Genomic DNA, 14,968 nt, shown 5'->3' with positions numbered 1-14,968 from the left:
TCGGCCGAGATCCCACGGTGGGGAGCATAGCCGAATCAGACGAGGTCAAGCGCAAAGAAACAGGGCTGTCCCGGCCAAGAGTTCGATCCGGTAGCAGAATCAGATCTGACAGAAACCTATGGGGGTATCGGTCGAATTAACCTGGTTGCAGTGGAAACCTCGAGGGTCGGACGATGCGTGCCGTGAAGAAGATCGAAAGGGTGGCCGGATGAGCGCGCGGCTGCGCGCGCTCGCGCGGGAGAACCAGCACCTCATCGAGGCCGGGTACTACCGGCGTACGGATGGCACGAGGGCGGTCATCGGCGAGGCCGTCCGGGCGGCGCGAGAAGGAACCCGGGTGTACGGGCCGGAGCCGGTCGAGGTGCCTGCGACCGAGCCGGTGAAGACCCGGTTCGCGGTCACCGGCGGGAGCAGCCTGTGGGAGGCGCGGCGGTTGCCGGGATCGGTGGCGGTGCTGAACTTCGCCTCGGCGAGGAACCCCGGCGGCGGGTACGTCAACGGAGCCCAGGCGCAGGAGGAGGCGCTGTGCCGGGCCTCGGCGCTCTACACCTGCCTGCTGGAGGCGCCCGCCTACTACGTGCATCATCGCGCGATGCGGGACCCGTTCTACAGCGACCGCGTCATCCACTCACCGGGCGTACCGGTCTTCCGTGACGACCGCGGCCAGCTGCTCGACGAGCCGGCCGAGGTCGGCTTCCTGACCTCGCCGGCGCCGAACGCAGGCGTCATCCGCAGGAAGGCTCCGGAGCGTACCGACGAGATCCCGGCCGTCCTCGCGGGCCGTGCGGCTCGGGTCCTGGAGACCGCTGCCGCCAACGGGTACCGCAGCCTCGTTCTCGGCGCCTGGGGGTGCGGGGTGTTCCAGAACGATCCCGCCATGGTCGCGGGGTCCTTCCGGGACCTGCTCGGTCCGGGAGCCCGGTTCGAGGGGACCTTCGAGCAGGTGGTGTTCGGGATCCTCGACCGGACGCCGGGAGCAGTCGTCCGGCAGGCGTTCGAGGATGCCTTGGCGGACCTGCTGTAGGCGCGCCTCCCGCGGAGCTACGTCCCGGTCGGCAGCGTCTCGACGTACTCCTCGGTCGGTCCGAAGTCCGGGCCCGGGTGGACCTCGATGGACGTCGCGGAGGTGGTGAGGTCGAGGACGGCGACGTGGTTGGGGCCGGGGCGCCACAGGGGAGCGGGGGCGTACAGGCGGCATTGGGGGCCGCGGGCCCAGAGCCTGCCGAGCAGGGTGCCGTTGAGCCAGACGAACCGGTCGCCGTCGCCGGGGACGGCGAGCCAGCCGTCGGCGGGGGCGTCGGTGTCGATGTTGGCCTGGGGGAGACCGTCGAGAGCGTCCCAGCGGTCGAGGGGAGCGAGGTGGTGGTCCCAGCCGTGGACGAGGCGCCGGTCGACCTGGACGCCGCCGAGGATGCCCTTGTGCTCGCCGAGCAGCGGGCCGTAGTTGATCCGACCGAGCGCCTCCACGACCAGGGTCAGCTCGGCCGCCCTGCCCAGCCCGGGAAGCGTGAGCACCACAGGCTCGGCGTCGTCGCGCTCGAGGGTGCCGAGCGTGCGCCCGTCGAGGAAGACGTACGCCCTGTCGTGCAGCCCGCGCACGGTGAGATGGACGTCGTGGCCGGGGAGCGTGACCGAGGACCGGTACGTCACCAGGCCGGCGTCGATGCCGAGCTCCTCGAAGCTCAGCGGCTGCGCGGCCGCGCGGACAGCCGGGCCGCGGGTCACCAGCGACAGCAGATCGGCGCCGGAGGAGAGCGGCGCCGAGGAGAACCCGAGGCGAGCAGGAGCGGGCGGCAGCTCGGGGAGCGCGTCGACCGTGCGACCTGTGGCGGGCGCCAGGATCTCGCGGTAGAGCGCGAACTTGTCCGAGACCCGGCCGTCCTCGCCGACCGGGGCGTCGGAGTCGTAGCTGGTGACGGTGGGCTGGGTGCGGCGGCCGTCGTGGTTGGCGCCCGCCCAGAGCCCGAAGTTGGTGCCGCCGTGCGCCATGTAGACGCTCACCGAGCCACCGAGGTCGATGATCTCCCGCAGCGTCGCCGCGGCGCTGGCGGGGGAGCGGACGTGGTGGTTCTCGCCCCAGTGGTCGAACCAGCCGTTCCAGAACTCGGCGCACAGGAACGGCTCGCCGGGTCGTCGCGAAGCCAGCATCGCCTGGGCCTCCTCCGCGCGGCTTCCGAAGGTCGCTGCGGCGAGCGTGCCGTCGAGCATCCCGGCATCGAGCATGACCTCGGTCGGGCCGTCAGCGGTGTAGAGCAGCTCGGTGACGCCACGGTCGAGGAGCGCCTGACGGAGCCAGGCGAGGTGGGCGGTGTCGTCGCCGTAGGAGCCGTACTCGTTCTCCACCTGCACCGCCACGACCGGCCCGCCGTGGTCGGCCTGGAGCGGGACCACGAGGGGGAGCAGGACGTCGAGCCAGCGCGAGACCGCGTCCTGGTAGACCGGGTCGGTGCTGCGCGGTGCGCGAGCGCGAGAGGTCAGCCAGGACGGCAGCCCGCCGTTGGTCCACTCGGCGCAGATGTAGGGGCCGGGGCGGACGATCACGTCGAGCCCGAGATCGCCGGCGACGGTGACGAAGCGGGCCAGGTCGCGCGGTCCGGTGAAGTCCGGGGACCCCTCGTCCGGCTCGTGGAAGTTCCAGGCGACGTAGGTGTCGACGGTGTTGAACCCGGTGGCGGCGACCCGGCGCAGCCGGTCCTCCCACAGGTCCGGGTGGACGCGGAAGTAGTGGATGGACCCGGACAGGATCCGATGGGGGACGCCGTGCTTCAGGAACTCGCCGTCGCGCCAGGTCAAGGTGGGGCTCACCCACCCGAGGTTATGACAACTTTTGCGCAGAACGTAGCCAATCCGCGCAAAACTCTGCATGATGGACGGACCTCAGGCCCACCCCCACCCTCGGGAGTCTCGATGCCGAAGCGTTTCCCCACAGCCCTCCTCGCGTCCGTGACGGCCTTCGCCGGCGTGGTCGCCATCGCGCCCGCAAGCCATGCCACTCCCGCAGCCGCGTTCACGTTGACCTCACCCGTGCTGAGCGTTCAGGTGGCCGAGGACTTCCCGGCCGTGCTCGGCTACCGGCACACCGCAGGCGGTGAGATCGGCGGCGCGTCGACCCCGCCGACCGACGTACGGATCAACGGCACCGCGCACACCGCGACCGTGACCGGCACCCAGGCCGACGCCGACACCGCGACCTATCGACTGACCTTCGCCGATCTCCCCGGCGTCGAGCTCGACACGAAGCTCGAGGTGGCCGGCGACGTCGTCACCTTCGCCGTCACCAAGGTGACCGACACCGCCGAGCACCGGGTCGGCACCCTCGACATCCCCGGGCACGATCTCCTCTCGGTCAGCTCCGACCAGGCCGGTGCGACCGTGAGCACCGCCGTCGTGAGCGCCGACCGCACCACGAACGGCGACACCCACACCGAGGTCACCGCCGACCTGGCCACGACCGAGAAGCCGGTCGGATCGGCGTACGCCATCGTCGACACCGACCGGCTGGCCGCCGCCATCGAGACCAACTCGGTCTACGACCAGAGCGGCGGCGACGCGACCAACGAGCGTGGCCGGATCTGGCGGAGAGTGAGCGCCACCGACAGCGGCCGCCGGGTCGGGCTGTGGAGCGGCCAGTGGACCTACCGTGCCACCGGTTCGCCCTACACCGAGGAGCTCCCCTGGGCGAAGGTCACCATCACCCCCGACGCCAACGGCGACAAGGCCGTCGACTGGCAGGACGGCGCGATCGCGCTGCGCGACATCCAGCGGCCGGTGAACGGCGCCGAGGAGACCCCCGACCGGGTGGTCACCCACATCCCGTTCAACTTCGCCAGCCAGGCGACCCATCCGTTCCTGCGTACGCTCGACGACGTCAAGCGGGTCTCGCTCGCCACCGACGGGCTGGGTCAGCTGGCCGTGCTGAAGGGTTACGGCTCCGAGGGTCACGACTCCGCGCACCCCGACTACGGCGGCAACTACAACACCCGCGCCGGCGGGCTCGAGGACCTCAACACCCTGGCCCGTGAGGGCGAGAAGTGGGGCGTCGACTTCGGCGTCCACGTCAACGCGACCGAGGCCTACCCCGAGGCCAAGACCTTCGACGAGACCCTCGTCGAGGAGAACAAGCCCGGCTGGGACTGGATCGACCAGTCCTACTACATCGACCAGCGCACCGACCTGGCGACCAAGAACATCGTCGACCGCTTCGCCCAGCTCCGCCGCGAGACGCACGACAACCTCGACTTCCTCTACATCGACGTCTACTACTCCTACGGCTGGCTGCAGGAGCGCCTCGCCCAGGAGCTTCGCGGGCAGGGCTGGAACATCGGCACCGAGTGGTCCTACCACTTCGAGGAGGACGCGCTCTGGTCCCACTGGGCCAACGACGAGTCCTACGGCGGCGCCACCAACAAGGGCCTGAACAGCCAGCTGATCCGGTTCGTACGCAACGGGCAGAAGGACACCTGGAACCCGGACAAGCTGCTCGGGCACACCGAGATCGTCGAGTTCGAGGGCTGGACCGGCGAGAACGACGTCGACGCCTTCTACGACAACATCTGGCGTACGAACCTGCCGACCAAATACCTCCAGCAGAACCCGATCCTGCGCTGGAGCGCTGACGAGGTCGTCCAGGACGGCGGCGTACGCGTGGTCAACACGGGGGCGACCGAGGCGACCCGGAAGATCTACCAGGACGACGACGTCGTCCTCGACGGCGACGCCTACCTCCTCCCGTGGAAGGAGGAGTCGAAGCTCTACCACTACAACGCCGACGGTGGGCGGACCACCTGGACGCTGACCGACCCGTTCAGCCGGAGCGACCGGCTCAGCGTCTACGAGCTCACCGAGCAGGGCCGGGTCGCGGCGGGAACCGTGCCGGTCCGTGCCGGCAAGGTCACGCTCGAGGCGAAGCCCGGGACGGCGTACGTCCTGACGAAGGCTCCTGGGAAGTCGCCCGCCCCGCAGTGGGGTCAGGGGAGCCACGTCGCCGACCCCGGCTTCAATGCCGGTGACCTCGACGCCTGGCACCCGAGCGGCCCAGCCACCACCGGGCGGACCTCGACCGGTCAGCAGGTCGCCGTCCTGGGTGCCGGTGGCCGGGCCACCATCAGCCAGCGGCTGACCGGCCTGCGGAGCGGACGCAACGCGCTGGGTGTCTGGGTGGAGGTCGAGCCCGGCCGCAGCCGCGCGACCACGGTCACCGTCACCTCCGGCGGGAAGACCTACACCAACCGGGTCGAGCGCTCGACCGCGAAGAACTTGGTCGCCGCCGACGAGCTGCACAGCACCTACTTCCAGCGCGTCGAAGTGCCCTTCGACGCTGGCCGCGACGGCACCGCGACGGTCAAGATCTCCGCTGCGGCGGGCTCCGGGCGCGTCCGCCTCGATGACGTACGCGTCGTCGCGGTCAAGCGCGACCTGCCGGCCGCTCCGGGCGCGAAGGTCATCGTCCAGGAGGACTTCGAGGAGGTCGTCCAGGGCTGGTCGCCGTTCGTCAAGGGCACCTCGGGCGGGGTCACCGACCCGCGCACCCACCTGGCCGAGCGGCACGAGCCGTATACGCAGAGCGGCTGGAACGGCAAGGCCACCGACGACGTGATCAGCGGCGACTGGTCGCTCAAGTCCCACGCCGAGAACGGCGGCCTCGTCTACCGCACGGTCCCGCAGACCGTACGTCTCGAGCCCGGCCACCGCTACCGGGTCTCCTTCGACCACCAGACCGAGCGGGCCGACGACTACGAGTGGGTGACCGGCTACGACTCGGTCGCGACCGGTGAGCCGCGCACGGTCGAGGTCGGTGCGCGTCCGATCGGCAGGCAGGTCGAGACGGGCCGGTTCAGCGAAGAGCTCGTGGCCGGCGGCTGCGGCGACTACTGGGTCGGTCTGCGGACCGCCGACGACGGCGGCGCGAGCGGCGACATCAGCATCGACGACTTCACCGTCGAGGACCTCGGTGCCGCCGCCGACCTGCCGGCCTGCGCGACCCTCGCCGTCGACGCCGGTGAGGAGAAGCTGCTGCCGGGCGCCGTCAGCGAGGTCACCACGACGCTGACCAGCGACGAGGCCTCGGCGACGGGCGCGGGGAAGGTCGAGCTCGACGTCCCGGAGGGCTGGACGGCGGAGGCCACCACCCCGGCGGCCTTCGACTCGCTCGCTCCGGGGGCGAGTCACGCCGTGACCTGGAAGGTCACGCCGCCGGCCGATGCGGCCGAGTCGAGCTATCGGCTCGATGCTTCCGCGACGTACGACTTCGGCGGCGAGACGCGCACGGTGACCCGCTCCGCCACGGTGCAGACCGCGCCGCCCCCGCCGACCGCGGACACCTACGCCAGCGATCTCGGCTGGATCTCGGCCACCAACGGCTGGGGCCCGGTGGAGCGCGACGCCAGCGTGGGGGAGAGCGGTGCCGGCGACGGTGGGCCGATCACGCTGGCCGGCAAGGTCTACGCCAAGGGGCTGGGTGCGCACGCGGTCTCCAAGGTCCGCTACTACCTGGCCGGCAACTGCACCGGATTCACCGCCGATGTCGGTGTGGACGACGCGCAGACATCGCGGGGATCGGTGAGGTTCTCGGTCGTCGCGGACGGGACGACGGTCGCCGAGACCGGCACCCTGGGGCCGGCCAGCGCCACCGAACAGGTCACCGCCGACGTCACCGGCGCCGACTACGTCGACCTGGTGGTGGGCGATGCCGGCGACGGGAACGGTAACGACCACGGCGACTGGGCCGACGCGACCTTCCACTGCGGAGGGTGAGATCTGCGTAGGCTGTCCGGGACCCAGGAAGGGGGCCCATGAGGCAACAGCGACTCAACCAGCTGCTCGAGCTGATCAGCGAGCACGGGCACGTCTCGATCGCGGAGGTGGAGAGCGCGCTCGGTGTCTCGGCGGCGACCGCCCGCCGCGACATCGGGCACCTCGCCGACCAGCGGCTGGTCACCCGGACACACGGCGGCGCGACCGCGCTCGGCTCGGCGTACGAGCTGCCGTTGCAGTACAAGATCGGCCGTCAGGCTGACGCGAAGCGGGCGATCGCGGCCGCGGTCGCCGACCTGCTCGTGCCGGGCGAGACGGTGGCGCTCAACGGCGGGACGACCACCAGCGAGGTGGCGCGCGCGATCGGGCGCCACCCCGACCTGGCCGAGGACGACAGCATCACGGTGGTCACCAACGCGCTCAACATCGCCTACGAGCTCTCGATCCGGCCCAACGTCAACATCGTGGTGACCGGCGGGGCCGCGCGCACCCAGTCCTACGAGCTGGTCGGTCCGCTGAGCGAGGGGGTGCTGTCGAAGATCCACATCGACACCGCGATCCTCGGCGTCGACGGCATCAGCACCCGCGCCGGCCTCACCACGATCCACCCGGCCGAGGCCAAGATCAGCGCCGACTTCATCGCGGCGGCCCAGCGCACCATCGTCGTGGCCGACAGCACCAAGCTCGAGCATCCGACCTTCGCGCGCATCCGCGACCTCGCCGCCGTCTCCATGCTCGTCACCGACCGTGCCGTGCCCGAGCCGCTCGCGAAGGCGCTGGCCGACGGTGGGGCGGAGATCGTGATCGCGACTGAGCGATAATGATCATTTGGCGCGAATTATTGACAAAACCAAGCAATGGGTTGGAAGATTCGGGTCCAGCCGGCAACACATCGGAGAGTGACCCGACGCCATGACCGCATCCGCACCGACGACGCATCTCGCCACCGAGGTGGCGAGCCAGCCCGCCAACTGGCTGGCCGCCCGGGAGACCGCCGAGCGCTTCACCGCTTCCCTGCCACAGGCGGGGGAGAAGGTCGCGGTCGTCGGCTGCGGCACCTCGCTCTACATGGCGCAGGCCTACGCCGCGCTGCGCGAGGAGCAGGGGCACGGCATCACCGACGCCTGGACGCCCACCGAGGCCCGGATCGACCGCGGCTATGACCGACTGCTGGCGATCACCCGGTCCGGGACCACGACCGAGGTCGTCGACCTGCTCGCCCAGGTCGAGGGCCGGATCCCGGCGACGGTGATCTCGTCCTCGCCCGGCACCCCGGCGCTCGAGGTGGCCGAGCCGATCCTCATGCCCGAGGTGGACGAGAAGTCAGTGGTCCAGACCCGCTTCGCGACCACGACGCTCGCCCTGTTGCGCTGGCACCTCGGCGAGGACCTGAGCCTGGCCGCCGAGCAGGCCCAGCGGATCATCGAGGCCGGCGAGAGCTCGTTCGGTCCGGCGCTGACCGCCGACCAGCTCACCTTCGTCGGCCGAGGCTGGACCAACGGGGTGGCGCAGGAGGCGGCGCTCAAGCTCCGGGAGTCCGCACAGCTGTGGACCGAGTCCTACCCGATGATGGAATACCGCCACGGCCCGCTCTCGATCAGTGCCCCCGGCCGGGTCGTGTGGGCCTTCGGCGACCTGGTGCCGGGCTTCGCCGAGGACGTCGCGGTCACCGGCGCCGATCTGATGCACGCCGACGTCGACCCGCTCGCCGACCTGGTGCGCGTCCACCTGCTCTGCCTGGCGCGGGCCCGCCGCGCCGGCCTCGACCCCGACGCGCCGCGCAACCTCACCCGCTCGATCATCCTGAGCCCGGCTGACGCCCCGCCCGCGTGATGCCGGCACTCGCCCTCGCCTTCGACGTCGGCGGCACCTCGGTGCGCGGAGCCGTGGTGGGCGCCGCCGACGTGGTGCTGGCCGAGTCGCGGGTCCTCACCCGGCCCGGTCCGGCCGTGCTCGACGACATCGGGCGGATGGGCGAGGAGCTGCTGGCCGGCTTGAGCCCCGCGGCCCGGGCCGGGGTCGCCGGGGTCGGGATCGCCTTTCCCGGGCTCGTCGACACCGCGTCCGGCATCTCCCGCAAGGCGGTCAACCTGGGCCTCGTCGACACCCCGGTCGGGGCCCCGCTCGCCGAGCGCCTAGGCCTCCCGGTCGCGGTCGTGCACGACACGGTCGCCGCCGCGGGTGCGATCTGGGCCGATGCCGGGTCACCGGCCTCCGCGCTCGTCGCCGTGCTCGGGACGGGCGTCGCTGCGGTGACGTACGTCGAGGGGAGGGCGGTCGTCGGCGTCTCGGGGCAGGCCGGAGAGCTCGGCCACCTGGTGGTGGACCCGGCCGGACCGCCGTGCGTCTGCGGGCTCCGCGGCTGCGTGGAGACGCGCGCAGGCGCCCGCGCCATGCTGGAGACGTACGCCTCGCTGGGCGGTGACACCGGGGTCACCGGCGTCGCCGACCTGGTCGCGCGGACTCGGCACGACCCGCTCGCCGCCCAGGTGTGGTCCGAGGCGATCACCGCCCTCGCTGATGGTTTTCTCGCCGTGGGAGCGCTGCTCGCGCCCGGCGAGATCATCCTGGGTGGCGGCGTCGCCGAGGCCGGGGGAGACCTGCTCGACCCGCTGCGGGACCGGATGCGCGAGCGTGCCGGCGTGACGGCCGTCCCGCCCGTACGCCTCTCCGCACTCGGCGGCCGGGCCGGCCTGATCGGCGCCGCCAGACTGGCACTCGCCGCGACGGGGCCGGCCTCCCTGGGGAAGCGCGCATGATCATCACGGTCACCCTCAACCCGGCGATCGACGTGACCTACCGGCTCCCGCGGCTGACCGTGGGCGAGGTCCACCGGGTCGCCGAGGTCAGCACGCGGCTCGGGGGCAAGGGCGTGAACGTCGCCCGGGTCCTGCACCAGCTGGGCGAGCCGACCCACGCCGTCGGCCTCGCCGACGAGGCCTTCGCCGAAGCCCTCGCGAAGGAGCTCCCCTCGACCTTCCTGCCGGAGCTGGAGGAGGTACGCCGCACCCTGGTCGTCGTCGCCGATTCGACGACCTCGCTGTGGGAGCCGGGCCGAGAGGCGGCCGTCGGTGCCGACCGCAGGCTGCTCGACCTCCTGGCCGACCGAATCCCAGCCGCGACGGCCGTTGTCGTCTCCGGTAGCCTGGCGGCAGGGGTGCCCACCGACCTCCCGGCACGGATCGGGAGGCGCGCGGCGGCCGCCGGCGTACCGGTGCTCCTCGATCTCGACGATGCGGCGCTGGCCGCCGCGGTCGGCACCGGCGCCGTCCTGACCCCCAACGAGGACGAGGCCGCGCGCCTGCTCGGACACGCCCTCGACGACCCCGCCGCCGCGGTCACCGAGCTCGCCGACCGCCACGGCGGCCCGGTCGTGCTCACCCGCGGCCACCACGGGCTGGTCGCACACGCCGACGGCGACTGCTGGGAGGTGCGCCCGCCCGCCGGGGTGAGCGGTAACCCGACCGGCGCCGGCGACGCGACCGCCGCCGGGCTGGCCCGCGGTCTCGCCCGGGGCCGGCCGTGGCCCGAGATCCTTCGCGACGCCGCTGCCCTGGGTGCTGCCGCGGTGGTCGCGCCGGTGGCCGGCGAGATCGACCCCGACGCATACCCGTCGTTCCTGGCGGACGTCCAGGTCAGACGAATCGACCGCAAGGAGCCCTGACATGCCCCTGGTACCGATGTCCCTCCTGCTCGACCACGCCCGCGGGACCGGACGCGGGCTGGGCGCGATGAACGTCATCCAGCTCGAGCTGGCCGAGGCGATCGTGGCCGGCGCCGAACAGGCCGGCCGTCCCGTCGTCCTGCAGATCTCCGAGAACACCGCCGACTACCGCGGCGGCCTCGCGCCGCTGCTGCGGGCCACCATCGCGATCGCTGAGCGCGCGACGGTCCCGGTCTGCGTGCATCTCGACCACGCGACCCGGGTCGAGCTCGTCGAGGAAGCCGTCGAGCTGGGCTGTCCCTCGGTGATGTTCGACGCCTCCAAGCTCGACTACGACTCGAACGTGGCCGCCACCGCCAAGGTCGCGGCCTGGTGCCACGAGCGCGGCGCCTCCATCGAGTCCGAGCTCGGCGAGGTCGGCGGCAAGGACGGTGTGCACGCGCCAGGGGTCCGCACCCAGCCGGCCGAGGCCGCGGCGTACGTCGAGGCCACCGGGGTCGACGCGCTCGCGGTCGCGGTCGGCTCCTCGCATGCGATGACGACACGCACGGCCAGCCTCGACAACGAGCTCATCGCCCGGCTCGCCGCTGCCGTCGAGGTGCCGCTGGTGCTGCACGGCTCCTCCGGGGTTCCGGACGAGGGCATCGTGGCGGCGATTCGCGCGGGAATGACCAAGGTCAACATCGCGACTCATCTCAACGCCACCTTCACCCGGGCCGTCCGTGCGGCACTCGCGGACGAGGCGAAGATCGACCCACGCAAGTACCTCGGCGCCGGCCGTGACGCGGTCGCCGGCGAGGCCGCGCGACTGCTCGCACTGATCGGTGGACCAAGGGTGGACCGCGCCGTGTGACCTACGTTACAGTCGCCCTCGGCTTCGATTGATTCTGACTAATTAGGGCGTGATGTGATCATGTTCAATCAATCATTCAGACGGTTGCTGGTCGCGGGAGTCGCGCTGACTGCGGGCCTGGTCGCACTCAGCCCGGTCAGCTCCACGGCGGCCGAGGCGACGAGCGAGCTCGGCGACGTGACCGGCTTCGAGCGCGACGGCGACAGCTACACCTTCGAGTCCGGCGAGGCCGCGCTGCGCGTGACCTTCGAGGACGCCGACATGGTGCGCGTACGCCTGGCGCCGAACGGCGAGTTCGACGACCCGGCCAACGACGACCCCACCGAGCCCGGGGCTCCGGATGCCGACATCGTCGTCAAGCGCGACTACCCCGGCGGGCGCTCGCAGGTGAAGGAGACCGGCGCGGCGTACGTCATCAGCACCGAGAAGGCCGTGCTGACGGTGACCAAGCAGCCGATCACCCTGCGACTGACCGATCCGGCCGGGAAGGTGCTGATGGCGGAGGCCTCGCCGCTGACCTGGGACGACCAGGGCACGGCGCAGCACCTGGAACGCGGTGCCGAGGAACAGTTCTTCGGCGGCGGCATGCAGAACGGGCGGTTCAGCCACCGCGGCGAGACGATCAAGATCTCGCGCGACTTCAACTGGAACGACGGCGGCAACCCGAACGCGGTGCCGTTCTACGTCTCCTCCCGCGGCTACGGGGTCCTGCGCAACACCTTCGCGGCCGGCAGCTACGACTTCGGTGCGCCGACCACGACCACCCACGACGAGCAGCGCTTCGACGCCTACTACTTCGTCGGTGACGCCGAGCGGGTCATCGACTCCTACACCGAGCTGACCGGCCGGCCGGTCGCGGTCCCGATGTACGCCCTGGAGGTCGGCGACGCCGACTGCTACCTGCACAACGCCAACCGCGGCGAGCGCGAGACCCTGCGCGACTCCACGGCGATCGCCGAGGGCTACGCCGAGCACGACCTGCCGCTGGGCTGGATGCTGGTCAACGACGGCTACGGCTGCGGCTACGAGGACCTGGCCGAGACGGGCGACATGCTGCAGGACCACGGCGCCGAGCTCGGCCTGTGGACCGAGGACGACCTGACCGAGCAGACCCGCGAGGTCGCCGCGGGCGTGCGCGTCCGCAAGACCGACGTCGCCTGGGTCGGCCCGGGCTACCGCTTCGCGTTGGATGCCTGCGAGCAGGCCCGCGACGGCATCGAGACCAACAGCGCCGACCGCTCGACCGTCATCACCGTCGAGGGCTGGGCCGGCACCCAGCGCTGCGCCGCGGTGTGGAGCGGCGACCAGTCCGGGAGCTGGGACTACATCCGCTGGCAGATCCCGACGTACGCCGGCTCCACCATGTCCGGCCAGCACCTCGCCACCGGCGACGTCGACGGCATCTTCGGCGGCAGCGCCGAGACGTACGTCCGCGACATGCAGTGGAAGATGTTCCTGCCGATGACCTACCTGATGAGCGGGTGGGCGGCCTCCGACAAGCAGCCGTGGCGCTACGGCGAGCCGTACACCTCGATCAACCGGAAGTACCTGAACCTGCACGAGCGGCTGCTGCCCTACTTCTACACGCACACGATGCGCGCCAACCGCAACGGCGTGGGAGCCGTCAAGCCGCTCTACCTGAACTACCCCGAGGACCCGAAGACCTGGGGCGACGACGTGAAGTACGAGTTCCTCGCCGGTGACGACTTCCTGGTCGCCCCGGTCTACGAGGACGCCACGATGCGCGACGGGATCTACCTCCCCGAGGGCACCTGGGTCGACTACTGGAGCGGCCGGATCCACCAGGGACCGACCACGATCGACGGCTACAAGGCCCCTCTCGACACGCTCCCGCTGTTCGTACGCGCCGGTGCGGTCGTGCCGCAGTTCCCCGAGGGCACGCTCGACTGGCAGCAGGGCAAGAAGTCGGGCCGCCTCGACCTGGACATCTACCCGCAGGGGTCCTCCTCGTTCGTGAACTACGAGGACGACGGGCGCAGCCAGGCGCACGCCTCGGGCGAGTCCGCCACCCAGGAGTTCGAGGTCGACGCCCCCGAGCAGGGCCGCGGCCGGGTCGTGGTGCGGCTGGGCGAGGTCGACGGCTCCTACGCGGGCAAGCCCGCCTCGCGGGGCTACGGGCTCAGCGTGCACGCCGATGCCGAACCGGGCAGCGTGGTGCTGGACGGCTCCGAGCTGCCGCAGCGTGGCTCGAAGAACGAGCTGGACGGCGCGGCGACCGGATGGTTCCACGACTCCGCGACGGGCATCACGCACGTGAAGACCGGGAAGCTGTCCACCTCCGCCGGTGCCGTGGTCGCGCTGAACGGGTCCGCGGCGGTCGGCGGTGCCCACCCCGGCGACCGTGACGTGAGCCTCGACGCCACCACCTCCGCGATCGCGGTCGCCGGTGAGGCAGCGGAGGTCAGCGCCACCTTCACCAACGACACGGGCTCCCGGGTGCGGCTCGAGTCGATCACGGCCAACGCCCCCGAGGGCTGGGAGGTACGCCCGAGAGGTGCGGTCTCCGGTGGCCTCGCGCCGGGTGCTTCCCGCACCGCGACGTTCGCCGTCACGCCACCGGCGGACGCCTCACCCGGCAGGGTGAAGATCGACACGACCGCGACCTACGTGGCCCACGACCGGTCGTACGCCGTGACCGACTCGGCCACGACCACAGTCGCTCATCCGGACCTGGCCTCGGCGTTCAACAACGTGGGCGTCACCAAGGCCGAGGAGCCCGAACCGGGCGACATCGACGGAGGTGGCAGCAGCTTCCTCGCCGACAGGCTCGCCGAGAAGGGCGTCACGCCCGGGGCGACCGTGAGCGCGAACGGCTTCGACTTCACCTGGCCCGACTCCGTCCCCGGCACCGAGGACAACGTGGCCTCCGGAGGCGAGACCATCCGGATCAGCGGCCAGGGCAACGCGCTGGCCTTCCTGGGGACCGGCACCAGCCTCTCGGCCTCAGCGAAGGCGACCGTCCACTACTCCGACGGCACCTCCGCCACAGGGACGCTCGGGTTCCCCAACTGGTGCTGTGCCGCGACGGACAGCTACGGCGCAAAGGTGGCCGTCACCACGCTCGGGAAGAACACGCCGAACGGACCGGCGTACCCGACGGTCTCCTATCGCCTGTTCACCAAGACCCTGCGCACCGACCCGGCCAAGGAGATCGCCGCGGTGACCTTGCCCGCCAACGCCGCCGTCCACGTGTTCGCGATGACGATCGGTGACGAGGAGATCGTTCCGCCGGTTCTGGCGGACGGCCAGTACTCGCTCGGCAACGTCGCCTCCGGGCTCGCGCTCGACGCGGCCGGTGAGTCAACCGATGGGCAGCTGACCACCTCGGCGGTCGGGGCGGCGGCCTCGCAGAAGTGGGTGGTCACCCGGAACGAGGACGACGGCAGCTACCAGCTGAAGAACGCCGGCACCGGTCTGTGCGCCGATGTCGCCTACGGCTCGACGACCAGCGGCGACCCGGTCGTGGAGTACACCTGCACCGGCACGCCCAACCAACGCTGGGTGATCGCGGCCGACGGCGCGGCGCTGAAGATCGCGGCCAAGCACAGTGGCCTCAGCCTGGCCGCAGGCGCCGACGGGCTGGTCGTGCAACAGGCCGACACCGCGGCCACATCTCAGCGTTGGCGCGCCACTCCGAACTAGGTCGGTGGCGGACACCCCGGTCGCACTGCTTACAT

The 14,968-nt window shown here is 71.4% G+C and carries 9 protein-coding genes; 8 read left to right on the top strand and 1 reads right to left on the bottom strand.

The genetic code is table 11. From position 1 onward, the window contains the following. Positions 1-208 precede the first annotated feature (208 nt). Complete coding sequence (locus tag ACFU7D_RS01845) at positions 209-1,024, top strand: TIGR02452 family protein (protein ID WP_378862539.1); 816 nt, start codon at positions 209-211, stop codon at positions 1,022-1,024. Between the two features lie 17 nt (positions 1,025-1,041). Here ACFU7D_RS01845 and ACFU7D_RS01840 read toward each other — a convergent pair whose 3' ends face one another. Continuing rightward, positions 1,042-2,805, bottom strand: a complete 1,764-nt coding sequence (locus tag ACFU7D_RS01840) for a beta-galactosidase family protein (protein ID WP_378862536.1) — start codon at positions 2,803-2,805, stop codon at positions 1,042-1,044. Between the two features lie 102 nt (positions 2,806-2,907). Between ACFU7D_RS01840 and ACFU7D_RS01835 the strand changes: the two genes are divergently transcribed. The 7 genes from ACFU7D_RS01835 (at position 2,908) to ACFU7D_RS01805 (ending at position 14,933) form a co-directional block, all read left to right on the top strand. Further along, positions 2,908-6,753, top strand: coding sequence for an endo-alpha-N-acetylgalactosaminidase family protein (locus ACFU7D_RS01835; protein WP_378862533.1), 3,846 nt, complete (start codon positions 2,908-2,910; stop codon positions 6,751-6,753). A gap of 38 nt (positions 6,754-6,791) precedes the next feature. Next, positions 6,792-7,574: a DeoR/GlpR family DNA-binding transcription regulator gene (locus ACFU7D_RS01830; RefSeq protein WP_378862530.1), complete on the top strand. Its 783-nt coding sequence runs from the start codon at positions 6,792-6,794 to the stop codon at positions 7,572-7,574. Positions 7,575-7,665: 91 nt separating this feature from the next. Next, positions 7,666-8,586 (top strand): SIS domain-containing protein, encoded by a 921-nt coding sequence (locus ACFU7D_RS01825; RefSeq protein WP_378862527.1) that lies wholly within the window; start codon positions 7,666-7,668, stop codon positions 8,584-8,586. Further along, entirely contained in the window at positions 8,586-9,512 is a 927-nt protein-coding gene (locus ACFU7D_RS01820; protein WP_378862524.1) for an ROK family protein, read from the top strand. Before ACFU7D_RS01825 ends, ACFU7D_RS01820 begins: the two co-directional genes overlap by 1 nt. After that, a complete protein-coding gene (locus tag ACFU7D_RS01815; RefSeq protein ID WP_378862521.1) occupies positions 9,509-10,417 on the top strand; it encodes a 1-phosphofructokinase family hexose kinase in 909 nt (302 codons plus the stop codon). Before ACFU7D_RS01820 ends, ACFU7D_RS01815 begins: the two co-directional genes overlap by 4 nt. Position 10,418: 1 nt before the next feature. Continuing rightward, positions 10,419-11,270 (top strand): ketose-bisphosphate aldolase, encoded by an 852-nt coding sequence (locus ACFU7D_RS01810; RefSeq protein ID WP_378862518.1) that lies wholly within the window; start codon positions 10,419-10,421, stop codon positions 11,268-11,270. A gap of 84 nt (positions 11,271-11,354) precedes the next feature. Next, the gene (locus ACFU7D_RS01805; protein WP_378862515.1) at positions 11,355-14,933 is read left to right on the top strand and encodes a TIM-barrel domain-containing protein; all 3,579 of its coding nucleotides are present in this window, start codon (positions 11,355-11,357) and stop codon (positions 14,931-14,933) included. Positions 14,934-14,968 lie beyond the last annotated feature (35 nt).

Source organism: Nocardioides sp. NPDC057577 (genome assembly GCF_042801335.1).
Lineage (GTDB): Bacteria > Actinomycetota > Actinomycetes > Propionibacteriales > Nocardioidaceae > Nocardioides.
The sequence above is the reverse complement of the archived record's forward strand: the minus strand, read 5'-3'. Positions and strand labels throughout refer to the sequence as shown.